Consider the following 21,352-nt stretch of genomic DNA (forward strand, 5'->3'; position numbering starts at 1 on the left):
TCAGGATGCCTGCGTCCTCTTTCCGGCTCCGGCCGATTCGCGCAGAATCCGGCTGAGCAGAGCGAAATTCACCGGAACATTCAGCAGGAAAACCCGGTCGAGCATCTGAAGTTCATTGCGCAATTCGTCGGGGAAACTGCTGCTGATGACCACGGCGGCCAAATCGCGCCGCCCCGAAACCCGGCGCAGCTCCCCGATGAGCTCGGACAGCTCGCAGTTCTTCAGCGTCGGCGACAGGATCAAACCGTCGAAACTCTCCTGCCCGGCCTGTTCGACCAGCTCCTCCGCCGTGCTGAAACTGCAGACCTCGATGTTTCCGGCGCCCAGCAGCCGCCGCAGCAGAAGCGGCGCATCGGCGACTTCGGTGCCGTGCAGCACACGCAGCACTCTCCCCTGCCCGGGCTCCTCCGGCTCCTCCTTTGCGTGCGCGCCTCTCTTGACCGGAGCACGGCCGCTGCTGTGCACGCGGCGACTCTCGCCGCCGGTCGCCGCGCAGCTGTCGGAGAGCTCGAAGCGGAGCACGGCGCCGGCCTGCGCCGAGGATGAAACCCGCAGCACGCCGCCGAGCTTGGCGGCGAGATCCCGTGCGAACACCAGCCCGAGGATCGGCACCGAAAGGGCATCGGCCGCGACGCCGTCCGCCCCGTCGCTCTCCTCGAAACGGCGGTACTGCTCCGCCAGCGGCTCCCGCAGCGGCGCATGCTTCGAATCGCGCACTTCGAAAATGATCTTGTTCTCTTCGTGCAGGCAGGAGACCACAAGCGTCTCTCCGGCGGCAGCGGCCCGGCCGACTGCCAGAATCATGATGATCAGCAGCTGGTGCAGCAGCTCGCGGTCGAGCACGAGCCGCTCCGGCGCGCTCGCCGAAAAATGGTTGACCAGCATGACCTCGCGCTCCTGCAGCGAAATCTGGTTGAAGGCGACCAGTTCGCGCATGAATTCAGCCGTGTCGAATTCGACGACCTCGGCGCGTTCCCAGCGGTCGCGGTCCAGCTCCGCGATGTCGACCAGGCGGTCGATCTGGCGCGAGAGAGCGCCGACGCGGTGGCCGGTCTCTTCGAGCAGCCGGCCGATTTCGGCGCGATCCGGCTTCCCGCTTTCGAGTTCGAGCATCAGAATCCGGCTGAATCCCTTGATGGAGCCGAGCGGGATGCGCATTTCAGGCAGCATGCGCGCAATGATCTTGAGCTGGAGCAGACTGTACGATTCGGCGCCCCGGCGCATGTCCGCTTCGCGCGACAGACTCAGCTTGAGCTTGCTGTTCAGATTCTGCTGCCGGTCGCGGAGCAGGTTCAAAGCCGTGTACAGCGTCTGGATTTCGTCGTTCGCCTTGCGCTCCTCCGAAAGCCGGTCGGGGAACTCGCCGTTGGCCAGCTTGTCCGCAAATTCCGCCGCGATGCGCACCGGCAGCACGACCTGCCGGATCACCCGGATCAGGATCAGGACCGTGATGAAAAAGCCGAGCAGCACACCGCCCAGGCCGAGAATCGCCACCCAGTCGCCGAGATTCGTATCGACCCGGGAGCGGTAGATATTGGTCAGCTCCGGCAATCCGAGAATCACGATCGGAATCGCGCAGACTCCGCACAGAAAGCCGAGCAGAAAAATACACGTCGAAATTTTTCGGACTATCTTCATCGCGCGTCAGACTCCTTCCGCCGTCATGAGTTGCCTTTGCCGAACCGTTTCAGCAGCCGGCTGAAAAGCGCTCTGGTTTCCGTTCCCTGCTCCGGCTCCGCCGCCTGCGGGTCCGCCTCGCGGCGCAGGACCCGGATGATCTCCGCGTACTCCGGCCGCTCTTCGGGCGAATAGGAGAGCATGCGGTCAACCAGGTCCGACAGCAGGAAGGAACAGCCGCCCGGCAGATTCGCCAGCGGCGGATAGGCCTTCTTGTGCCGCCGGTCCAGCAGGTCCTCCGGCTCCCCGACCGTGCCGAACGGCGTATTGCCGGAGAGCAGCTCGTAAATCGTCGCCCCGAGGCTGAAGATATCGCCGCGGTAATCCTCCGCGCCGAAAAACAGCCGCTCCGGGCTCACATAGGCGGGGCTTGCAAAGCCGCCCCGCACCGCGCTGAACCCTTTTTCTGCCGAAACGTCGGCAAGGTCGAAATCGCCGAGCTTCGCTTCGCCCTCCTTCGTCAGCAGGATATTGCCGGGCTTCACGTCGTGATGCGCCACGCCGCGGCTCCGGGCGTAGGCCAGTCCCTCGGCAACCGTGGCCAGCTGCGCCAGAAGCAGCGGCCGTTTCGGCAGTGTGCCGGCCTTCAGATGACGCTCGAGGCTGCCGCCGTCCATATACCGCATGGCCATGAACGCCTGGTCGTTCCAGACGCCGCAGTTGTAAACCGGGATGATGCCGGGATGGCTCAGCCGCGAAACGACCTTCGCCTCCTCAAGAAAATTGACGACCTGCGCCCTGATGTCGTCGTTGGAGGGATTCAGAATCTTCACCGCGACGCGCCTGGCCAGCTGCGGATCGATCGCCCGGTAGACGCACGACATGCCGCCCTGCCCGCAGAGCGACTCGAGCAGATAACGCTCGAACCGCATCGGCACACGCAGCACCGTCCCGCACTCGGGGCAGGCGACCTTGCTGAACGGCTCAAGCCCGGTCATATCGAGCTTGGCCTTGCAGCCGCGGCAGAACACCTTGATCGGCTCTTCCCCTTCAGTTTGCGGCATATCCGTACTCCTCCGCCACCATGTGGTCGAACAGGTCGACCGGACCGACCGGGCGCTCCTGCGAAAGCACCTCGAACCTCAGGTCGGTACGCCCGAGCTCGCGCAGCTTCGTCTCGAACAGATTCCGGACCAGCTCCGGGCAATTGCATTCGCTCGACAGATGGGCGAGCATCAGCACCGAAGTCCGCGGCGTCAGCAGCTCCTCGAGCGCCTTCAGCGCAACCACGTTGTCGAGATGGCCGTGGCGGCCGAGAATGCGGCGTTTCAGGTAGATCTGCCGATCCGAATCGCGCAGCATCTTCGCGTCGTAGTTGCTCTCGAGGATCAGCGCGCTGCAGTCGCAGAGCCGCTGCCGGGCCAGCGCGTTGACGTCCCCGAGGTCTGTGGCGATGCCGACCGTGCAGCCGCCGCGCCGGATCACGAAACCGACCGGACAGACCGCATCGTGCTGCACCGCGAACGGAGAGATTTCGAAGCCGGCGATATGGAAATCCTGCCCCGGTTCGAACTCAAGCACGCGGTCGGGAAGCTTGCCCTTCCGTTTCAGGTAGGCCGCAGTCGGCCCCGCCGCGCAGAGCGGAATCGACAACTCGTTGCAGAAGACCCGGCACCCCTTCGAATGATCGTCGTGCTCGTGGGTCAGGAGCGCGGCACGGATTCCGGAAGGGTCGATCCCGAGCTTTTCCATGCGGCAGCGGAGTTCCTTCCGCGAAAACCCCATGTCGACGATAACCGCTCCTTCCTCGCAGGAGAGAACGAGGGCATTGCCCCGGCTCCCGCTGCCGAGCACACTCAACTTGACCATGACTGAAATTTGTCCCGATTTTCTGAAAAACCGCCGGATATCGGCGAATTTTGTTTTTTTAACGAAAAAATACTGTTTCCGGCTGGAAAAATACCATTTTCAAATTTAAATTCTATTCGGGCAAAAAGCAAATGTTTTTCGCCTGAAAGCGCAAGTTTTTTCAACCATTGTTCATAATATACCGCCATGTCCGGAAATCAGCAAACATTAAGTACAACTTTACGGCAGGAACAGCAGCTCTCGGCGCGTCAGCTCCAGAGCCTCGAACTGTTGAACCTGCCGCTGCTCGAACTCGAAGAACGGCTGATGCAGGCGATGGCGGCCAATCCGCTGCTGGAGGCGGAAAGCGCCGACGACCTGCCGGAACCCGAGCCCCCCGCCCCGGCCGAAGCCGAGGACGAGGCGAACTTCGATGCAGAAGCGGCCGAGGCCGACGAATGGCGCGACGACCTGCCGCTGCCCTCCGACAACTGCGCCCGGGACGACGACGCCGAACGCCGCGAATATCTGCTCAACTCGCTGACCGATGCGCCGACGCTGCAGGAACAACTGCTGCAGGAGCTGGCGCTTTCGGACGCACCCGCGAACCTGCGGCGGGTCGGCGCCGAGATCATCGGCGGCATCGACGACTCCGGCTATCTGCGCAGCACCGTGCCGGACATCGCAATGTCCACCGGCGAGCCGGTCGAAGTCGTCGAAAAAGCGCTCGAGCTCGTGCAGGGATTCGATCCGCCCGGCGTCGGCTGCCGTGACCTTCCCGAATGCCTGAAGCTCCAGCTCAGGCGCAAGAACGCGCTGACCCCGGTGCTTGAAGAGATTCTCGACCACCACCTCGAGGAGATCGCCCGGAATCATCTGCCGCAACTGGCCAGAACGCTCCGGATTTCGCTCGACGAACTTTACGGCTGTCTCGGGGAGCTGCGCAAACTCTCCCCTTTTCCGGGTTCGGCCCTCGCGCCGGAGCACTCCGAATTCGTGGCGCCCGAAGTCGAAATCGTGAAATCCGGCGACGGCTATGCGGTACACTCCTGCAAGGGCGCCGCGCCGCGCCTGTTCCTGGCGGAGCGCTATCTTAAAATGCTCGAAACGCCGGATCTCTCCGGCGAGGATCGCGCCTATCTGCGCGAAAAGCTCCAGCAGGCCAGGGACCTCATGCGCGCGCTCGAACTGCGCCAGAGCACGATCGTCCGCATCGCGGAGGTCATCGCCCGGACGCAGCGCGATTTCCTCGCGGAAGGCGTCGAGGCGCTGCATCCGCTGACCATGCGGCAGGTCGGCGAGGAACTCGAACTGCACGAGACCACGATCAGCCGGGCGGTGGCCAATAAATATGTCCGTACGCCTCAGGGGATTTTCCCGCTGAAATTCTTTTTCAGCGCCGGCTTCACCTCCGAAGACGGCGCCGAGTTGTCGAACCGGGCGGTCATGGAGAAAATCCGCGAGCTGATCCAGAAGGAGCCCCCGGCCAAACCGCTCTCCGACGAACAGCTCGCGCAAATGCTGAAGGCCGGCGGCATCGCCGTTGCCCGGCGCACGGTCGCCAAATACCGCGAAGCGCTCGGAATTCCGTCGTCGAACCTGCGCCGGCAGCACATCTGACCCCCGTCCCGGCCAACATGAAAGGAGCATGCTGCCTGATGAAAGAAAACAAATACGACGACGAGACGTTTTTCGGCAAATACAGCCGGATGGCCCGGTCGACCGAAGGACTGCGCGGAGCCGGGGAGTGGCATGAATTGCGCAAACTCCTTCCTGACTTCCGCGGCAAGCGCATCCTCGACCTTGGTTGCGGCTTCGGCTGGCACTGCCAATACGCAATCGAGCACGGTGCAACATCAGCGGTCGGCATCGACATTTCGCAAAAAATGCTGGATGAAGCCCGGCGGAAGTTCCCATCGCCGGCCATCCGTTTCCTCCGCATGCCGATCGAAGATTACGACTACCCGCCGGAACAGTTTGACGCGGTGCTGAGTTCCCTTGCATTCCACTACATCGAATCGTTCGACGACATCTGCCGCAAGGTCGCCCGGACTCTCTTGCCGGGCGGCAGTTTCGTCTTCTCGGCAGAGCACCCCGTCTTTACGGCCGAGGGCAGCCAGCAGTGGATTCGCGGCGATGCGGGTGAACCGCTCCACTGGCCGGTTGACAACTACTATATCGAAGGGAAACGCAGTGCCGTCTTCCTCGGCGAGCCGGTCGCCAAATATCACCGGACGCTGACCGCCTACGTGAACGGCCTGCTGGCGGCCGGCTTTGAAATCACAGGGCTGGTCGAACCGCAGCCCGAAGCGGCGCTGCTCGACACCGTGCCGGGCATGCGCGACGAACTGCGCCGCCCGATGATGCTGATCCTCTCGGCCGTCAGGAAGCAGGCCTGACCGCCGGCTTCTGCATGATGAATCCCGCCAGACAGGAACAGACGCCCCTTCCGACATCGGGAACGAAGTAATTCAGGCGGATTCCGGTTTCGCGTTCTGGTGAACCGCTGTGCGGGAACTGCCGATCCGGAGATTCCGCCGCCATTCGCGTCTCTCCCCCCCGATCCGGATTCACGCAGCCTCCGGGCAGATACGCCGCGGGACCCGAAGGGGGACGAATGCCCCCTCCGAGTCCCGCAGAACAGTCAAAAACTTACTTCTTGATGCGCCAGTCGAGGGCGCCGACCGGACAGGCGTTGATGCATTCGCCGCATTCAGCGCAGCTGTCGGGGAAGCCCTTGTCGAAGGCGGTTCCGACGCAGGTGAAGAATCCGCGCTTCTTGGGCGACAGGAGAGTCCGGTTGACGACCTCCTTGCAGACCTTCACGCAGACGCCGCATTTGATGCATTTGCCGCGGTCCTGAATGATGGACGGGTGGCGGATGTCATAGCTGACCGGCAGACGCTTGCCCTTGATCGCGTCGGCCTTGCAGCCGTAGGTATCGCCATGCTCGCGGAGTTTGCAGTCCTTCTTATCGGTGCAGCTGCATTCGATGCAGCGCTGCCCTTCGTGCATGATCTGCTCCTTCGTCATGGTCGCCGCGACCTCCTTGAAGGAGTTCTTGCGCAGCTCGAGGCTGATGAGCTTCTGCTGCTCGCGCGGGTCTTCGGAGACGTCGTCGCGCAGGAAAACGAGGTCCTCCTTCGCGAGATTCTGCCACTTGCCGCGGCTGACGTAGACGGTATGCTCCACAGGAAGCTCCCTGCCGAGCAGCTCATTCGCAATTTCGAGCGCGGCCTGGCGGCCCGAGGCGACGCCTTCGACCACGGTTGCCGCACCGGAGAGACAGTCGCCGGCGGCATAAAGCCTGTCGCCGAAGCAGCAGCTGTTCTCCTTGACGTCGACGTTGCGGAAACGGTTGGTCGGGATGCCGTCCGGAACGACGGTCCCCTGCCCGATCGCCGCGATGATGGTGTCGGCTTCGGTCTCGAATTCGCTGCCCGGAATTTCAACCGGCTTGCGGCGCCCGGAGGCGTCGGGTTCGCCGAGCTCCATGCGGCGGCAGGTCATGACCAGCCGGCCGTTCCGCTTTTCGACCTTGACCGGGGCGACGAGGAAATGGAAATTCACACCCTCTTCACGCGCCTCGTGAATCTCGATCTTCTCAGCCGGCATTTCGGCCTCGGTACGGCGGTAGAAGCAGTTCACGTCGGGGCTGCCGAGGCGAACGCTCGTGCGCACGCAGTCCATGGCGGTATTGCCGCCGCCGACCACGATGACCTTGCCCGGGTTCGGCGCCGAGTTGCCGTTGGAGGCGACTTCGTACAGGAACTCGATGCCCTGCTTCGCCAGCTCCTCGCCCTCGCAGCGGAGACCGGAAGCTTTCCAGCAGCCGACCGCGACGACGACCGCGTCAAACTTGCTCTTCAGCTCGTCGAGCGAAAGGTTTTCGCCGAGTTTTCTGCCGAATTCGAACTTGACGCCCATCTTCGGAAAGTGCGCGAGCTCGCGGTCGAGCGTCGCCTTCGGCAGACGGTATTCGGGAATGCCGTAACGCAGCATGCCGCCGGCCTTCGGCTGGGCTTCGAAAATCGTCGATTCGATCCCCTCGAGACGCAGATAGTACGCGGCGGAAAGTCCGCCCGGCCCCGCGCCGACGATCGCGACCTTCTTCCCGGTGAGCTCCGGAAGCTCTTCCATGTACTCATCGTAATAAAGGTCGGCCGCAAGGCGCTTGAAATCGTTGATCGCGACCGGCTCGCCGTAGACATTGCGGCGGCAGTCCTTTTCGCAGAAACGCGGGCAGACGCGGCCGATCGACATCGGCAGCGGAATCCGCTTCTTGATGATCTGCAGACTGTGCAGGAATTCACCCTTGCGGCCGGCGCGGACATACTCTTCGACATTCGCATGGGCCGGACAGGCCATCGTGCACGGCGCCTCGCAGTCACCGGTGTGCTCGGAGAGCAGGAGCGACAGCGCGGTCTTGCGCATATCCAGCACTTCGGGACTCGACGCCTCGATCTCCTGCCCCGGAGCGGGCACCGCGGCGCAGCTCGGCATATACCGGCCGGTCTTCCTGTCACGGACCACGCAGACGAAGCAGCTGGTGGTTTTGGAGATACGGCTTTCGCGGCAGAGCGTCGGAATCTTAATTCCGTTCGCGGTCGCAACTTCAAGGATGGTCTGGCCGGGTTCCGCCGTAACCGTCCGGCCGTCCAGAATAAATTCGATGCTCATTGTTCGGAACCTTTCTTGACCCGGTGAATGGTCTTCTTGGGGCAGACGTCCTTGCAGGCGTTGCAGCGGGTGCATTTGTCGTTGTCGATCACGAAATCGTCGGAAATCGCGCCGACCGGACAAGTCTTGATGCAGAGCTTGCACTTGATGCAGTTCGTCTTGTCGAGGTACATGTCGACGAGCGCGTTGCACTGCAGCGCGTCACACTGATGATCCTTCACGTGCGCTTCGTACTCATGCCGGTAATAGCGCAGCGTGGCGAGAACCGGGTTCGGCGCGGTCTGTCCGAGGCCGCAGAGCGATCCCATGCGGATCTTCGGGCCGATATCTTCGAGGAATTCGAGGTCGGCCATCTCGCCCTTGCCGGCGACGATGCGCTCGAGCGTCTCGAACATACGGGTCGTGCCGACGCGGCAGAACGTGCATTTGCCGCAGCTTTCCCGGTGCGTGAAGTCGAGGAAGTAACGCGCGGTCTCGACCATGCAGCGGTCCTTGCCGATCACGATCATGCCGCCGGAACCCATGATGGCGCCGAGCTTCTTGAGCGAGTCGTAGTCGACCGGCGTATCGAAAAGCTCGACCGGGATGCAGCCGCCGGAAGGACCGCCGGTCTGGACCGCCTTGACCTTCTCCGGGTCCGCGCCGCCGATATCGAAAACGATTTCGCGCAGCGTGGTCCCCATCGGAACCTCGACCAGACCCGGATTCTTCAGGTCGCCGGCCAGCGCGAAAAGCTTGGTTCCCTTGCTGCCTTCGGTGCCGATCGAAGCGAACGCCGCCGCTCCCTCGCGCAGAATCAGCGGAACGTTGCCGAAAGTTTCGACGTTGTTGATCATCGACGGATGGCCCTGCCAGCCGCGGTCGGTCGGGAACGGCGGGCGGAAACGCGGCGTGCCGCGCTGCCCTTCGAGCGACGCGATGAGCGCGGTCTCTTCGCCGCAGACGAAAGCGCCGGCTCCCTCCTTGATGATGATCTCAAGCTCGCGCCCGGCGATGACATTGAGCTTGTGCTCCTGAATCTGGGCGATGGCGATCTTCAGGTGCTTGATCGCCATCGGATACTCGGCGCGGCAGTAGATGAAAAGCTTGGTCGCGCCGGTCGCATAAGCCGCGATCAGCATCCCCTCGAGAACCTGGTGCGGAACCGATTCCATCAGCGAACGGTCCATGAACGCGCCCGGGTCGCCCTCGTCGGCGTTGCAGATCAGAATCTTCTCGGGCGTATCCTTCGCCGCGAGGAAGCTCCACTTCGTGCCGGTCGGGAAACCGCCGCCCCCGCGGCCGCGCAGGCCCGAAAGCTTGACTTCGTTCACTACCTCGGCCGGCGTCATCGACAGCGCCCGCTTGAGCCCGTCATAGCCGCCGTTCTCGACGTAATCCTCGAAGCGGGTCGGGTCGATCCGCCCGGCCAGCGCCAGAACCTTGATCAGCTCCTTCGCCTTGCGCGCCGGCGGAATCTCGAACCGGTCCTTCTCGCCGAGCGAAAGAATATTGTCGATATAGCCGTTTTCGGCCTTCACATTGCGGTAAAAAACCGAATCCCCGCCGTCGAGCACGACTTCGACCATCGGCTCGGCATAGCAGTGCCCGAGACAGCCGGTGCCTTCGACCGGAACCGATTCGGAACGGGAACGCAGGAGTTCGAGCACCGCATCGGCGCCCGCGGCCACGCCGCAGCTTGCGACGCCGACCCGGATCTTCTTGATTTTCGCCTGGCTCATTTGTTCTCGTACTCCTTCAGGATTTTGATCATGCTCTTGCGGTCGAGCTTCCCGTAGACACGGCCGTTGACGCTCATCACGGGAGCGAGGCTGCAGCAGCCGAGGCAGGCGACGGTTTCGAGGGAGAAGTGTCCGCGCGCATCGGTTTCGCCCGACTTGATGCCGAGCTCGCGGGTCAGCCACTCCTCGACCTGGGTCGAACCCTTGATATGGCAGGCGGTGCCGTCACAGACCGCAATCTTGTATTTACCCGGCTTGACCCGTTTGAACTGAGCGTAGAAGCTCAACACGCCCTCGACCTCGACCACCGGGATGCCGAAGTAGTCGGCGATCGCGACGATGCTTTCGTCGGAGACGTAACCTTCGACCCCCTGAACCGCCTGCAACCCCTTGATGAGGTTCGACGGCTCCCGGCCGACCTTCTCCAGAAACGCGTACTTTTGATTCATTACCCTTTGAAACTCCTGTTTCACCTATTCCGGAAGCGGACCGCCGGGCACGGCAGCCCCCTCCCTACTGCATTTTAGATTGTCTGCAACTACCTTTTCTGGACCGCGAGAACGCCTTCGCGCCCGGGAAATTCGGCGAGCTCCATCTCGCCCTCCGGCGCCTCATCCTTCACGCGGGCCGCAAGCTCGCCGAGCGGAATCACCTCGTACCCCGCCGCGATCACCCGCGTCAGATACTCGTCGAACATCGGCGCACATTTGCCGCCCTCGGCCTCCGCATGGACGGTCAGCACATTCGGGCGCTCTTCGGAGAGCAGCCCGATCTGGCGGTCATTGTAATTTTCGTTCGTGACCCCGTCGCGCCCGAGCGCTTCGTCATAAGTCGGCAGCGTGACCGGAATCTGAAGCTGCCCGAGCCGCTTCCCGTCCACCACCGGGTAGAACGGAGAGACGCCGCGGCAGTCGCTGTTGTACTCGAACGGAAAGCGCATCTTGACCTCGAGCAGCTGCGCATTGGCCCGCCACCCCGGCGCGGCGCTGGTCCGCACGATTCCGCCGGTCACCCCGGCCAGGAAAGCGAGCCCCTTCTCAAGCTCGTTCGCCATTTCGGCCGCGCTCATCTTCATGAGCTTCGCCTGCGCCTTGTGGTGATCCCAGGCGTGAAAGCCGATCTCGTGGCCGGCCTCCATCGTGCTGCGGATCACATCCGCATATTTCTTCCCGATCTTCGGTCCGGGCCAGGCGGTTCCCATCAGGATGATTTCGGGTCCGTAGAGCCCGGCCGCGTCGGTACGCAGCATCTTCCAGAGGAACGACGGTTTCAGCAGCCGCCACAAATGGCGGCCCATGTTGTCCGGTCCGACCGAAAAGTAAAACGTCCCTCGGACGCCGTGTTTCTTCAATATCCCGCAGAGACGCGGAACGCCGCGGCCGGTGCCGCGGCAGGTATCCACATCGATGCGGAGCGCAATCGTTTTCATCGCCGCTCAGTCGAGGTTGAATTCGCCGGACTTGATCGCTTCGGCCAGGAAGAAGTCGAGCGTGGTTTCGATCGACTCCTCAAGCTGGATTTTCGGCTCCCAGCCGAGCAGCCGCTTCGCGTTTTTGATCGACGGAACCCGGTGCTGCACATCCTGATAGCCCTTGCCGTAGAACGCGCCCGACTCAACCACGAGATAACCCGCAAACGGCGGGAACTTCGAACGCAGCGGATGCTTGTCGAACTTCTCGACGAGCATTTCGGCCATCGCCTTGATGCTCGCCTCGTTCTCGGGATTGCCGATGTTGATGATCGCGCCGGCGCACTTGTTGTCCTTGTTCTCGATGATCCGGAAAAGCGCTTCGATTCCTTCGGAGATGTCCACGAAGCAGCGCTTCTGTTCGCCGCCGTCGATGAGCTGAATCGGAGACCCCTGCACGAGATTCAGGATCAGCTGCGTGATCGCGCGGGACGAACCGATGCGGGCGCTGGTCAGGCTGTCGAGCCGGGGTCCGATCCAGTTGAACGGACGGAACAGCGTGAACTGCAGCTGCCCCTTCGCTCCGTAGGCCCAGATCACGCGGTCGAGCAGCTGCTTGCTGGTCGAGTAGATCCAGCGCTGCATGCGGATCGGGCCGGTGACCAGCTTCGAGTTGTCCTCGTCGAACTGCGGGTCCTGGCACATGCCGTAGACCTCGCTGGTGGACGGGAAGATGATCCGCTTGTTGTATTTCACGCAATAACGCACGATCCGCAGATTCTCCTCGAAGTCGAGTTCGAAGACGCGCAGCGGATTGCGGGTGTACTCGATCGGCGTCGCGATGGCGACCAGCGGCAGGATGATGTCGCATTTGCGGATGTGGTACTCGATCCATTCGCGGTGGATCGAGATGTCGCCCTCGCGGAAGTGAAACCCTTCACGGCCGAGCAGATGATCGATGTAGTTGCTGCGCAGGTCGAGGCCGTAGACCTCGTATTTGCCGGAGTCGAGCAGCCGCTCCGAAAGATGGCTGCCGATGAAGCCGTTGACGCCGAGGATCAGGACCGACTTCTTGCGTCCCTGCTCGCGCAGCTTCTTCGGATTCGCGCCGAACACCATGTTCGGAACGATGCGCGCCTCGGCCGCCAGCTGGTCGCCGGTCATGAAAACGCCGGTTTCGAGCTGGGCGGTCCGAATCCGGAGCGCTCCTTCACCGCAGGCGATCGTGAACGGCGCGGCGGAAAGCACGGTACCGGGAGCCGCCTTGCGGTCCTGGTCCGCCACGTCGGCCGACCAGAAGAAGCATTTGCGGTCGCCGATGTAGCTGAATGCGCCCGGATACGGTTTGGTGACCGCGCGGATCAGGTTCCGGACCTCCTTCGCGCTTTTCGTCCAGTCGATTTCACCGTCGGCGGGCTTGCGGCCGCCGAACGTGGTCGCCTTCGATTCATCCTGCGGCGTGCGCGACGCGGTTCCGGCCGCGATCTTCGGCAGCTCCCGGTCCAGCAGGACCTTCGCCGCTTCGGCGGCCTTGTCGAAAACCGTCTTCGCGGTATCGTCGTCGGTGATCGCGAACTTCTCCTGCGAAATAATGTCGCCCGCGTCGGCCTTCTTCGTCATGTAGTGCAGCGTCACGCCGGCTTCGGTTTCGCCGTTGATGATCGCCCAGTTCAGCGGCACGCGGCCGCGGTATTTCGGCAGCAGCGAGCCGTGCAGGTTGATCGCGCCCTTCGACGGAATCGAAAGGATCTCCCCGCCGAGCATGTCGCGGTAGTAGAACGAAAAGATGTAATCCGGCTTCATCGCCCGGATGCGGTTCACCCAGACCGGATGATTGACGCTCTCGGGAGCGAACACCGGAATGTCGTACTCGCCGGCCAGCTCCGCAACCGAACCGAACCAGATGTTCTCGTCCGGGTTGTCCTGGTGAGTGAAGACCGCACTGATCTCGAAGCCGTTCTTCCGCAACGCTTCGATCCCGGCGCGCCCGATATTATGGTACGCAAGCACAACACACTTCATTGGCGAAACCTTTCCATAACGGTTTGAAAACACAAAACAGCGTCTATAATATAAACCCGATTCCTGTAATTTACCACAAGGGAAGTTACAAAAATCGGGGATTTGTCCGTCGCACGCGCGGATAGCGGCCGCCGCAGGGCCGGTCAGTTCAGCTCCTCGCGGGCTGCGGCCGACAGCCGCTCGATCCAGACCCGGACATCGTCGCTCTGCTCGGCTTCGACAAGAATCCGGATCTTGTTCTCGGTTCCTGAGTAACGCACGATCGTGCGCCCGGATTCACCGAGCGCCTCGCGGCATGCATCGATCTCGGCAGGCAGGCGCGAAAGCTCCGCGAACGGCGTTTTCCGGGCGACGCCGAACGAACGGATCTCCTGCGGAAACACATTCATGAAGCCGGCCAGTTCGGCGAGCGGCTTGCCGGTCTGCTTCATGAGTTTCAGCACATGCAGCGCCGAAATGATGCCGTCGCCGGTCGTGGCGTAGTCCATGAAGATGATATGGCCGGACTGTTCGCCGCCGACGTTGAAACTGCCGCCGCGCATGCGTTCGATGACGTAACGGTCGCCGACGTCGGTGACCTCGACGTTGATTCCGGCCTGCTTCATCGCCCGCATGAGCCCGAGGTTGCTCATGCCGGTCACCACGATGGTGTCGGAGGCGAGCTTCCGCTCCCGCTGATAAGCGAGCGCCAGCATGCCGATGATGCGGTCGCCGTTGACCTCTTCGCCGTTCGCGTCGCAGAAGATGACCCGGTCCGCATCGCCGTCGAGCGCGATTCCGGCATCGGCCCGATGCTCTCGGACAAGCCGGCCGATGTTTTCCGGATAGAGCGCGCCGCAGCCGTCGTTGATATTGAGCCCGTCCGGACGGACCGCGGTCTCGATGACCTCGGCGCCGAGTTCGCGGAAGATCAGCGGCGCGATCGAATAGGCCGCGCCGTTCGCGCAGTCGAGCACGATCCGGAGCCCGCGCAGGCTCAGATTCTGGATGGAGCCTTTCGCATACTCGATATAGCGGCCGCGCGCATCCTCGATGCGGTAGGCTTTGCCGATGTTTTCGCAGGGAACGCCCTCTTCCGCGAGCGTGCCTTCGAGCATCTCCTTTTCAATCTCAAGCTCGACCGAATCCGGCAGCTTGAAGCCGTCCTCGGCAAAAATCTTGATGCCGTTGTCGCAGGCCGGGTTGTGGCTGGCGGTAATCATGATGCCGCAGACCGCGCCCATCGACCGGGTCAGGTGGGCGACGGCCGGCGTCGGCATCGGGCCGACCGCGAGGACATCCATCCCCATGCTCAGAAGCCCGCTCGTGATCGCGTTTTCAAGCATATAGCCCGAAATGCGGGTGTCTTTGCCGAGCACGACGCGCTTATGACCGGAACCGCCGCCGAGCACCTTCGCCGTCGCCTTGCCGACAAGCATCGCGATCTCCGGCGTAATCGGGTACTGGTTGGCCTTGCCGCGGATTCCGTCCGTTCCGAATAATTTTTTCTTCATATGAGTTTCACTTCTTCCTTATTTCATAGCCGCGCTGACTGCGAACGAACGCAGCGCGAGCTCTTCATTGACATTGAACCGGAGCGTGAACAACAGTTCGTCCGCCTCCTTCAGCACGAGCTCCCCCAGATCGGGCGGCACGCCCGACGGCGGCCCGTCAGGAAACAGCTCCGGATTCGGCAGCTCCCCGAACGGAATGCCCGACGAAAGCAGATACAGCTCCGACGCAAAACTGTGGATCGCGCTCAGAAAGAGCCCGCGCTCCTTCATATAAGCACCGTATCCGGCATCGAGCGCCTGCGCCTCGACGCGCTTGACGAACGCGGCGTCGCCGGTCTGGGCCGCCGCATTGAGCCGCCCCTCCCACTCCGCGGCGGTACGCCCGGTCGCATCGCTGTTGAGTCCGGCGGCGACCCGGCAGATCGCGGCGGCCTGCTCTTCGGCGAGCGCGAGGTCGCCGCGCGCCTTCGTTACCAGGAGATTCAGCGCCCCGATCAATTCCGCGGCTCCGGGGAACGAATATTCGCAGCGGTTGGTCAGCAGCGGCAGCAGCTGGCAGCGCGACCGGGTGGTCGGCAGCAGCGCGGCCGGATTCCCGGTCGCCAGGATCAGCAGCGTCTCCGGCGGCGGCTCCTCGAGCGTCTTGAGCAGCGCGTTCTGCGACTCCTCGTTCATGCGGTCCGCGTCGAAAATGACGCCGACCTTGCAGCGCCCCCCCGACGTGCTGGTCAGATGAAACTGTTTTTCAAAATAACGCAGCGTGTTCGGTTCCGGATTGGTCCGGTCGCCGATCTTGACTTCATACATCTTGCCGACCGGGGTCAGCGTATAAAATTCCGCGTAATTGCGCTCCTCGATCTGGCGGCAGACCCGGCAGACGCCGCACGGCCTGCCGTCGCGGCTCTCCGGGCAGGCCGCCAGCTGCGACAGCACGGTCGCAAATTCGCGGCGGGCACGCTCGGTGTCGGCCTGCAGCAGAAAGGCGTGAGAGAGCCTCCCGTTCCTCCGGGCATTTTCGAGATGGCGCAGAATAACCGGATACCGTTCGAGATAGCTGTTATACAAGCTGGTCGACAATGGTCCTGATCTCCTCGTGAATAATCTCCGGCGCGCGGTTCGCGCCGACGGTCCGGACCCGCTCCGGCTCGCGGCGGGCGATGGCGAGAAATGCTTCGCGCACCCGCAGGTGAAACTCCAGCTCCTCTTCCTCGAACCGGTCGTGCTCGCCGCGGGTCTCGGCCCGGACGCTCGTGCGGGCGAAGCCGGCCTCGGGCGGCAAATCGAGCAGGATCGTCAGATCCGGCACGCACTCCGCCACGGCGAAGCTGTTCAGAAACTCGATGGCGGGCAGCTCGATGCCGCGCGCGCCGCCCTGGTAGGCGGTGGTCGAATCCGAAAAACGGTCGCAGAGGACGACCTTGCCGGCGGCCAGCGCGGGACGGATCTTCTCGCGCACATGCTGGGCGCGGGCGGCCTCCATCAGCAGCAGTTCGGTGCTGGCGTGCATCTTCTCGGGGCCGTCGAAGTTCTTGACGAGCGTCCTCAGCTGTTCGGCCAGCGGCGTTCCGCCCGGCTCCCGGGTAACCAGCGTTTCGCGGCCGCGCGACTCCAGATACCCGGCGAGAAGCCGGACCTGGGTGCTTTTCCCGGAGCCTTCCGGCCCTTCGAATGTGATGAAAAATCCTTTGTAAGAGTGTTTCAGTGGTCTCTGTTTCATAAAATCTCGCTTTTTCCTTGCAAAAAGAAGATAGCTCCATTTGCCGGAAAGTTCAACCGGTGATATATTTTACGATATGATTTTTTTCAACATTCATCGGAAAATGAGATCATGGCAAAAGAATTGACCCGCGACAGCTACCTGTCGAAGCATGTCGGCGACTTCCCCTCCGAAGTCACCATCGGCACGAAACGTTACGTCAAGGTGGACGACCTCCGCTACGGCACGAACCCGCACCAGGCCGCCTGCTACTACAAACCGGCGGACGAAGCCTGCGCGATCGGCGACATGCAGATTCTGAAGAACGGCAAGAGCGGGCTTTCGCAGACCAACCTCGAAGATATCTCCTACGCGCTCAACATCGTGAAGTTCTTCGACGACACGGCCTGCGCGGTCATGAAGCACGTGAATCCGTCCGGCGCGGCGGTCGGGCTGCCGGGCGAAAGCGTGAAGTCGGTCTACCTGAAGGCGCGCGACGCCGACGCCCGCGCCGCCTTCGGCAGCGTCATCGCCTTCAATACCGAGGTCGACGCCGAAACCGCGCGGGAGATCATGAGCACCTTCGCCGAATGCGTCGTCGCCCCGTCCTATGCGCCGGGCGTGCTCGACATCTTCAACGACGGCGAAACCTACAAGCTCAACAAACATATCCGGATCATCCGCTGCGGCGCGATTTCATCGCTGCCGCGTTTCGTCGGCGACGCGGGCCCCGAGCACAATACGATGAAGGTGCTCGCGGACGGCTCGCTGGTCGTGGCCCAGCCGCTGCTGACTTCGCTGCACGGCGTCGGGGACCTGGTTCCCGCCGAGGCCGAAAACAAGCGCTGCGGGTTCCAGAAGTCCGCCGTCGAAGCGACGGAGCAGCAGAAGCGCGACCTTGTCGCGGCCTGGTGCATCAACCTCAGCGTCCGGTCGAACGGCGTCGTGATCGTGAAGGACGGCCAGACGCTTTCGGTCGGCACCGGCGAGCAGGACCGGGTCGGGGCGATCGAACAGGCGATCGCGAAATTCGGGCAGAAGTACTCCGGCAGCGGCGTCCTCCGGGACGCGGTCATGTCCAGCGACGGCTTCTTCCCGTTCGAGGACGGTGTCGAAACCGCGGCCAGGGCCGGAATCACGGCGATCATCGCCCCGTCGGGCTCGCTGCGCGACGCGGACGTCATCAAACGCGCGAACGAACTCGGCGTGGCGCTCTACTATGCGCCGGAACGCATTTTCTCGCATCACTGAGTCCATCGGCTGAAACCAATCAAATAAGGAACCGTTTTATGGCGAAGAAGGAAATCGACAAAAAGGCGCTGAACGCCGAGATCTCCAAGGCGATGATGAACGATTTTGAACGGGTCGGAATGGGATTTGTCACCTACTGGAAGCTGATCGCCTGCGCGGCCGTCGGCCTCGCCGTGCTGATCGCCGCGATCTGCTGGGCCGCCTCTTACCAGAGGAGTTCCGCGAAGAACGCGCGCGAAGCGCTGTCCGGCGCCAGAACGGCGGACGAACTGGCCGCCGCGCTGGCTTCCTACGGCAGCTCGCCTGCCGCGCCCGCCGCCCATTTCCGGCTTGCCGGGCTCTATCTTCAGGACAAGAAATTCGACAAGGCGCTCGAGGAGCTGAAGCTGGCCGAAGGCGGCAGCGACCCGTATACGGCCGGCAATATCGCAATCACCGAGGGGTACGTGCTGGAGCTTTCCGGCAAGCTTGACGACGCGGCGGCGAAATTCGCCGCCGCCGCCGGCGACACCGCGCTCCCCGCTCCGATGCGCGCCGAGGCACGGTTCGCCGCGGGGCGGCTTTACGCGCAGCAGAAACAGCTCGACCGCGCCATCGCCCTCCTGTCGGCGGCCGGCAGCCCGGAAGATATGCGGAGCGTCACCGCCACCTGGGATGAATTTTCCGCATCGCTGCTCCGGGCGATCAATGCGGGCGAATACGGGCCGCTCAAGCCGGCGGAGCCGAAGCTGTAATTCCGCAGGTCATGGAGCTCACCCGCAAACAGGAATCGCTGATCCGTTCGCTTTACACCCGGCACGGCCGGCGTAAAGCGGGGCTCTGCGTCTGCGAAGGATTGCGGGCCGCGGGGGAACTCTTCATGCGGGCGCCGGAACTGGTCCGCTTCACCGTCGCGACGGAAGCCGCGGCCGGAGAGCTGGCGATTCCGGGAGAACTCCACCGGGTTCCGGAGGGAAAACTGCGGGAGCTGGCCGGAACGGTCAACTCGCAGGGGATCCTCGCCGTCGCCGCGATTCCGCCCGAACCGGACGCCGCGGAGGCTCCGGCCGATCCGTTCCTGCTCGCGATCGACCGTCTCGGCGACCCCGGCAACTTCGGCACGATCTGCCGGACGCTGCGGGCGGCCGGGCTCACCGAACTCTGGTATACGAAAGGTTCGGTCGATCCGTACGGCGACAAGGCGATCCGCTCGGCGCTCGGCGCGCAGTTCGCGCTGAAGCTCCGCGGCTTCGACGACCTCGAGGCGCTGCGGGCGGCCGCACAATCGTACGGCTACCCGTCCGTCTGGCTGACCGATCCGCACGGCGGGGAGAGCTGCTTCTCCGCCGCGAAACTGTACGAGCGCAGCGTGATCGTGATCGGCGGCGAAGCGAACGGCGTGACTCCGCTTGCGGGAGCGCAGCGGGTCATGATTCCGATGCCGGGCAACTACGAATCGCTGAATGCGGCGCAGGCCGCCACGATTTTTCTGTTTGAATATGTGCGAAGAACAATGAACACGGAGTGAAATGACGGTCATGCCGGTCTGGTGCCAGATTTATTTGTTCGCGTTTCTTGCCGGAGCCGTGTCGACGCTTTTCGACACGCCGGTTTTCGGCCGGATCGCCCGGAAGTTCGATTTCATGGACAGGCCGCAGGCCAACCACAAAGGACACGGCCGGGCAACCCCGCTCCTCGGCGGGGCCGCCATGTTCACGGGCTGGCTCTTCTGCCTGGCGGCGGGGCTGGGCGCGGCGTTTTTCGTGCAGCTGCCCGGCTTCAGCGAAGCGGTTTCAGCTCACCTGGCCGGCATCAACTCCACGCTGCCGCAGCTCGGATTTCTCGTGCTCGGGGCTTTTCTGGCCGTCCTGCTCGGGCTGGTGGACGACAAGTACGCGCTTTCGGCGGCCGCCAAGTTCGGCGGCCAGTTCCTGATCGCGCTGCTCGCGGTCGGACTCGGCGGAGTGCGGGTCAACATCTTCTTCACGAATCCGGTGCTGGTCTGGGGCGCGTCGGTCTTCTGGCTCATGCTGCTCATGAATTCGATCAACTTCTTCGACAACATGGACGGGCTCGCGGTCGGCACGATCACGATCGCCATGGGCTTCTTCTGCGTGATCGCGGCGTTGAACAACCAGTATTTCATCGCGGCGCTCGCGGCGATGAGCTGCGGCGTCACAGCCGGATTCTGGTATTACAACACCTCCCCCGCCATGATTTTCATGGGGGATTCCGGCAGCCATTTCCTCGGCTACCTGGCGGCGGTGATTTCGGCGGGGGTCAGCTGGTTCGGCATCGATTACTCGCTGTCGCGCTTTCCGATCCTCATGCCGCTCTTCATCCTCGCGCTGCCGCTTTTCGACACGGGCATGGTGGTGCTGATCCGCACCTGCCGGGGCAAGCCGTTCTGGATCGGCGACCACAACCATATTTCGCACCGTTTCGTCCGCATGGGGCTGTCGCGGCGGCAGGCGGTGCTGCTCGTGCACCTGATGGCGCTCAGCGTAGGGCTCGGCATCCTGCCGGTATTCTGGGGAGATTTCCGCACTGCGGCGATTCTGGTCGCCCAGGCGTTCCTGTTCCTGCTGGTCGTTTCGATTCTGCAATTCGCACTTTCCGACCGGCAGGACACCCGCGAAAAAGTTCAACCCGACGAAACGAAAGAGAAAAAGCCATGACCAGTCACAAACGTCCGAGCTGGGACCGCTATTTCATGGATATCGCACATGTGGCGGCCAGCCGCAGCAACTGCTCGCGGCGGCAGGTCGCCGCGGTGCTCGTCCGGGACTGCCGGATCATCTCGACCGGTTACAACGGCACGCCGCGCGGAGTGCGGAACTGTTCCGACGGCGGCTGCCCGCGCTGCAATTCCGACACGCCGTCCGGCACAAACCTCACCCAGTGCCTCTGCAGCCATGCCGAGGAGAACGCGATCGTGCAGGCCGCCTATCACGGCATCGCCGTCAAGGGGGCGACGCTCTATACGACCTTCAGCCCGTGCCTGCTTTGCGCGAAGATGATCATCAACGCCGGAATCAAGGAGGTGGTCTATCACACGCGCTACTCCATCGACGACGTGTCGCTCGCGCTGCTGCACGAAGCCGGGGTCGTCGTCCGCCCGCTCGCGGAGGAAGACGATGAGTAAGAATCCGGCGGACGGCATCATGACGCTCGAAGAGGCGAAAGCGTGGCGGGCCCGGCTGCGGCGGGAGGGAAAACGGCTGGTCGTCACAAACGGCTGCTTCGATCTTCTGCACCGCGGCCATGCCGAATATCTTTACGAGAGCCGGGAGCTCGGCGACGCCCTGCTGATCCTGGTGAATTCCGATGCAAGCGTCCGGAACCTGAAGGGGCCGGAGCGGCCGCTGGTCGATGAGTACAACCGCTGCTACCTGCTCTCGGCGCTGGCCTGCGTCGACGCGACGGTGGTGTTCGACGGAAAACGGTGCGACCGCGAACTGCGCGAGCTGGCCGCCGACCTCTACGTGAAAGGCGGCGACTATACGCTCGACAAGCTCGACCCGGCCGAACGCGCCGCGCTCGAGGCGGCCGGGACGAAAATCTGTTTCAAGCCGTTCATTCCGGGTTTTTCGACCACCCGCATCGTAGAAAAGATCCGGCGGAGCCTGTAAGAGAC

Annotated in this window: 21 protein-coding genes; 8 read left to right on the top strand and 13 right to left on the bottom strand. The window is 63.0% G+C overall.

What is annotated here, in order from left to right; translation table 11 throughout:
• Genes FYJ85_RS03385 through FYJ85_RS03400 form a run of 4 tightly spaced genes read right to left on the bottom strand, consistent with a single transcriptional unit; the run spans position 1 to position 3,674 of the window.
• On the bottom strand, positions 1-1,638 hold the full coding sequence (locus FYJ85_RS03385; protein ID WP_154416988.1) for a sensor histidine kinase: 1,638 nt from the start codon (positions 1,636-1,638) through the stop codon (positions 1-3).
• Between the two features lie 23 nt (positions 1,639-1,661).
• Positions 1,662-2,681 (bottom strand): serine/threonine-protein kinase, encoded by a 1,020-nt coding sequence (locus FYJ85_RS03390; protein WP_106054801.1) that lies wholly within the window; start codon positions 2,679-2,681, stop codon positions 1,662-1,664.
• A complete protein-coding gene (locus FYJ85_RS03395; protein ID WP_106054800.1) occupies positions 2,668-3,486 on the bottom strand; it encodes an MBL fold metallo-hydrolase in 819 nt (272 codons plus the stop codon). Before FYJ85_RS03395 ends, FYJ85_RS03390 begins: the two co-directional genes overlap by 14 nt.
• The gene (locus FYJ85_RS03400) at positions 3,474-3,674 is read right to left on the bottom strand and encodes a hypothetical protein (protein ID WP_154416989.1); all 201 of its coding nucleotides are present in this window, start codon (positions 3,672-3,674) and stop codon (positions 3,474-3,476) included. Before FYJ85_RS03400 ends, FYJ85_RS03395 begins: the two co-directional genes overlap by 13 nt.
• On the opposite strand from FYJ85_RS03400, the gene rpoN reads away from it, so the two are divergent.
• Both rpoN and FYJ85_RS03410 read left to right on the top strand, forming a co-directional pair.
• The gene (gene rpoN / locus FYJ85_RS03405) at positions 3,673-5,085 is read left to right on the top strand and encodes an RNA polymerase factor sigma-54 (RefSeq protein WP_106054799.1); all 1,413 of its coding nucleotides are present in this window, start codon (positions 3,673-3,675) and stop codon (positions 5,083-5,085) included. The two genes, FYJ85_RS03400 and rpoN, sit on opposite strands and share 2 nt — an antisense overlap.
• A gap of 38 nt (positions 5,086-5,123) precedes the next feature.
• Positions 5,124-5,864: a class I SAM-dependent methyltransferase gene (locus tag FYJ85_RS03410; protein WP_106054798.1), complete on the top strand. Its 741-nt coding sequence runs from the start codon at positions 5,124-5,126 to the stop codon at positions 5,862-5,864.
• On the opposite strand, the gene FYJ85_RS03415 is transcribed toward FYJ85_RS03410, so the two are convergent.
• The 9 genes from FYJ85_RS03415 to tmk all read right to left on the bottom strand — a co-directional run bounded on the left by FYJ85_RS03415 (position 5,848) and on the right by tmk (position 16,506).
• On the bottom strand, positions 5,848-6,009 hold the full coding sequence (locus FYJ85_RS03415) for a hypothetical protein (protein WP_154416990.1): 162 nt from the start codon (positions 6,007-6,009) through the stop codon (positions 5,848-5,850). The genes FYJ85_RS03410 and FYJ85_RS03415 overlap by 17 nt on opposite strands.
• 108 nt (positions 6,010-6,117) lie before the next feature.
• Positions 6,118-8,145 (bottom strand): FAD-dependent oxidoreductase, encoded by a 2,028-nt coding sequence (locus FYJ85_RS03420; protein WP_158704221.1) that lies wholly within the window; start codon positions 8,143-8,145, stop codon positions 6,118-6,120.
• The gene (locus FYJ85_RS03425; protein ID WP_154416991.1) at positions 8,142-9,866 is read right to left on the bottom strand and encodes an NADH-ubiquinone oxidoreductase-F iron-sulfur binding region domain-containing protein; all 1,725 of its coding nucleotides are present in this window, start codon (positions 9,864-9,866) and stop codon (positions 8,142-8,144) included. Before FYJ85_RS03425 ends, FYJ85_RS03420 begins: the two co-directional genes overlap by 4 nt.
• Positions 9,863-10,315 (bottom strand): NADH-quinone oxidoreductase subunit NuoE family protein, encoded by a 453-nt coding sequence (locus FYJ85_RS03430; protein WP_106054795.1) that lies wholly within the window; start codon positions 10,313-10,315, stop codon positions 9,863-9,865. The genes FYJ85_RS03425 and FYJ85_RS03430 overlap by 4 nt, the downstream gene beginning before the upstream one ends.
• 89 nt (positions 10,316-10,404) lie before the next feature.
• Positions 10,405-11,295 carry a 4-deoxy-4-formamido-L-arabinose-phosphoundecaprenol deformylase gene (locus FYJ85_RS03435; RefSeq protein ID WP_154416992.1) on the bottom strand — a complete coding sequence of 297 codons (891 nt, stop codon included), beginning with the start codon at positions 11,293-11,295 and terminating at the stop codon, positions 10,405-10,407.
• Positions 11,296-11,301: 6 nt separating this feature from the next.
• Positions 11,302-13,296 carry a bifunctional UDP-4-amino-4-deoxy-L-arabinose formyltransferase/UDP-glucuronic acid oxidase ArnA gene (arnA, locus tag FYJ85_RS03440; RefSeq protein WP_154416993.1) on the bottom strand — a complete coding sequence of 665 codons (1,995 nt, stop codon included), beginning with the start codon at positions 13,294-13,296 and terminating at the stop codon, positions 11,302-11,304.
• A gap of 143 nt (positions 13,297-13,439) precedes the next feature.
• Positions 13,440-14,789 (bottom strand): phosphoglucosamine mutase, encoded by a 1,350-nt coding sequence (gene glmM, locus FYJ85_RS03445; RefSeq protein WP_154416994.1) that lies wholly within the window; start codon positions 14,787-14,789, stop codon positions 13,440-13,442.
• Positions 14,790-14,807: 18 nt separating this feature from the next.
• On the bottom strand, positions 14,808-15,866 hold the full coding sequence (locus FYJ85_RS03450; RefSeq protein ID WP_154416995.1) for a DNA polymerase III subunit: 1,059 nt from the start codon (positions 15,864-15,866) through the stop codon (positions 14,808-14,810).
• The gene (gene tmk, locus FYJ85_RS03455; RefSeq protein ID WP_106054790.1) at positions 15,847-16,506 is read right to left on the bottom strand and encodes a dTMP kinase; all 660 of its coding nucleotides are present in this window, start codon (positions 16,504-16,506) and stop codon (positions 15,847-15,849) included. The genes FYJ85_RS03450 and tmk overlap by 20 nt, the downstream gene beginning before the upstream one ends.
• Before the next feature lie 111 nt (positions 16,507-16,617).
• On the opposite strand from tmk, the gene FYJ85_RS03460 reads away from it, so the two are divergent.
• From FYJ85_RS03460 to FYJ85_RS03485, 6 genes are read left to right on the top strand one after another with little or no spacing between them, the layout of a single operon-like run.
• Entirely contained in the window at positions 16,618-17,736 is a 1,119-nt protein-coding gene (locus tag FYJ85_RS03460; protein WP_154416996.1) for an IMP cyclohydrolase, read from the top strand.
• A 38-nt stretch (positions 17,737-17,774) separates the two neighbouring features.
• A complete protein-coding gene (locus FYJ85_RS03465; protein ID WP_106054788.1) occupies positions 17,775-18,470 on the top strand; it encodes a tetratricopeptide repeat protein in 696 nt (231 codons plus the stop codon).
• Positions 18,471-18,481: 11 nt separating this feature from the next.
• The gene (locus tag FYJ85_RS03470; RefSeq protein ID WP_106054787.1) at positions 18,482-19,243 is read left to right on the top strand and encodes a TrmH family RNA methyltransferase; all 762 of its coding nucleotides are present in this window, start codon (positions 18,482-18,484) and stop codon (positions 19,241-19,243) included.
• A gap of 1 nt (position 19,244) precedes the next feature.
• Positions 19,245-20,393, top strand: coding sequence for an MraY family glycosyltransferase (locus FYJ85_RS03475; protein ID WP_154416997.1), 1,149 nt, complete (start codon positions 19,245-19,247; stop codon positions 20,391-20,393).
• On the top strand, positions 20,390-20,860 hold the full coding sequence (locus tag FYJ85_RS03480; protein WP_106054785.1) for a deoxycytidylate deaminase: 471 nt from the start codon (positions 20,390-20,392) through the stop codon (positions 20,858-20,860). Before FYJ85_RS03475 ends, FYJ85_RS03480 begins: the two co-directional genes overlap by 4 nt.
• Positions 20,853-21,347 carry an adenylyltransferase/cytidyltransferase family protein gene (locus FYJ85_RS03485; RefSeq protein WP_206212949.1) on the top strand — a complete coding sequence of 165 codons (495 nt, stop codon included), beginning with the start codon at positions 20,853-20,855 and terminating at the stop codon, positions 21,345-21,347. Before FYJ85_RS03480 ends, FYJ85_RS03485 begins: the two co-directional genes overlap by 8 nt.
• Positions 21,348-21,352: the final 5 nt, after the last annotated feature.

It is taken from the genome of Victivallis lenta (assembly GCF_009695545.1).
In the GTDB taxonomy this organism is placed as follows: Bacteria; Verrucomicrobiota; Lentisphaeria; order Victivallales; family Victivallaceae; genus Victivallis; species Victivallis lenta.

Bases quoted from the DNA above. Each gene is read 5' to 3' on its own strand.
- FYJ85_RS03420 (WP_158704221.1), bottom strand. From the start codon at position 8,145: ATGAGCATCGAATTTATTCTGGACGGCCGGACGGTTACGGCGGAACCC.
- FYJ85_RS03475 (WP_154416997.1), top strand. From the start codon at position 19,245: ATGACGGTCATGCCGGTCTGGTGCCAGATTTATTTGTTCGCGTTTCTT.
- FYJ85_RS03410 (WP_106054798.1), top strand. From the start codon at position 5,124: ATGAAAGAAAACAAATACGACGACGAGACGTTTTTCGGCAAATACAGC.
- arnA (WP_154416993.1), bottom strand. From the start codon at position 13,296: ATGAAGTGTGTTGTGCTTGCGTACCATAATATCGGGCGCGCCGGGATC.
- FYJ85_RS03400 (WP_154416989.1), bottom strand. From the start codon at position 3,674: ATGGCGGTATATTATGAACAATGGTTGAAAAAACTTGCGCTTTCAGGC.
- FYJ85_RS03460 (WP_154416996.1), top strand. From the start codon at position 16,618: ATGGCAAAAGAATTGACCCGCGACAGCTACCTGTCGAAGCATGTCGGC.
- FYJ85_RS03435 (WP_154416992.1), bottom strand. From the start codon at position 11,295: ATGAAAACGATTGCGCTCCGCATCGATGTGGATACCTGCCGCGGCACC.
- rpoN (WP_106054799.1), top strand. From the start codon at position 3,673: ATGTCCGGAAATCAGCAAACATTAAGTACAACTTTACGGCAGGAACAG.
- FYJ85_RS03415 (WP_154416990.1), bottom strand. From the start codon at position 6,009: ATGGCGGCGGAATCTCCGGATCGGCAGTTCCCGCACAGCGGTTCACCA.
- FYJ85_RS03465 (WP_106054788.1), top strand. From the start codon at position 17,775: ATGGCGAAGAAGGAAATCGACAAAAAGGCGCTGAACGCCGAGATCTCC.
- FYJ85_RS03390 (WP_106054801.1), bottom strand. From the start codon at position 2,681: ATGCCGCAAACTGAAGGGGAAGAGCCGATCAAGGTGTTCTGCCGCGGC.
- FYJ85_RS03395 (WP_106054800.1), bottom strand. From the start codon at position 3,486: ATGGTCAAGTTGAGTGTGCTCGGCAGCGGGAGCCGGGGCAATGCCCTC.
- FYJ85_RS03480 (WP_106054785.1), top strand. From the start codon at position 20,390: ATGACCAGTCACAAACGTCCGAGCTGGGACCGCTATTTCATGGATATC.
- glmM (WP_154416994.1), bottom strand. From the start codon at position 14,789: ATGAAGAAAAAATTATTCGGAACGGACGGAATCCGCGGCAAGGCCAAC.
- FYJ85_RS03385 (WP_154416988.1), bottom strand. From the start codon at position 1,638: ATGAAGATAGTCCGAAAAATTTCGACGTGTATTTTTCTGCTCGGCTTT.
- FYJ85_RS03430 (WP_106054795.1), bottom strand. From the start codon at position 10,315: ATGAATCAAAAGTACGCGTTTCTGGAGAAGGTCGGCCGGGAGCCGTCG.
- FYJ85_RS03485 (WP_206212949.1), top strand. From the start codon at position 20,853: ATGAGTAAGAATCCGGCGGACGGCATCATGACGCTCGAAGAGGCGAAA.
- FYJ85_RS03425 (WP_154416991.1), bottom strand. From the start codon at position 9,866: ATGAGCCAGGCGAAAATCAAGAAGATCCGGGTCGGCGTCGCAAGCTGC.
- FYJ85_RS03470 (WP_106054787.1), top strand. From the start codon at position 18,482: ATGGAGCTCACCCGCAAACAGGAATCGCTGATCCGTTCGCTTTACACC.
- tmk (WP_106054790.1), bottom strand. From the start codon at position 16,506: ATGAAACAGAGACCACTGAAACACTCTTACAAAGGATTTTTCATCACA.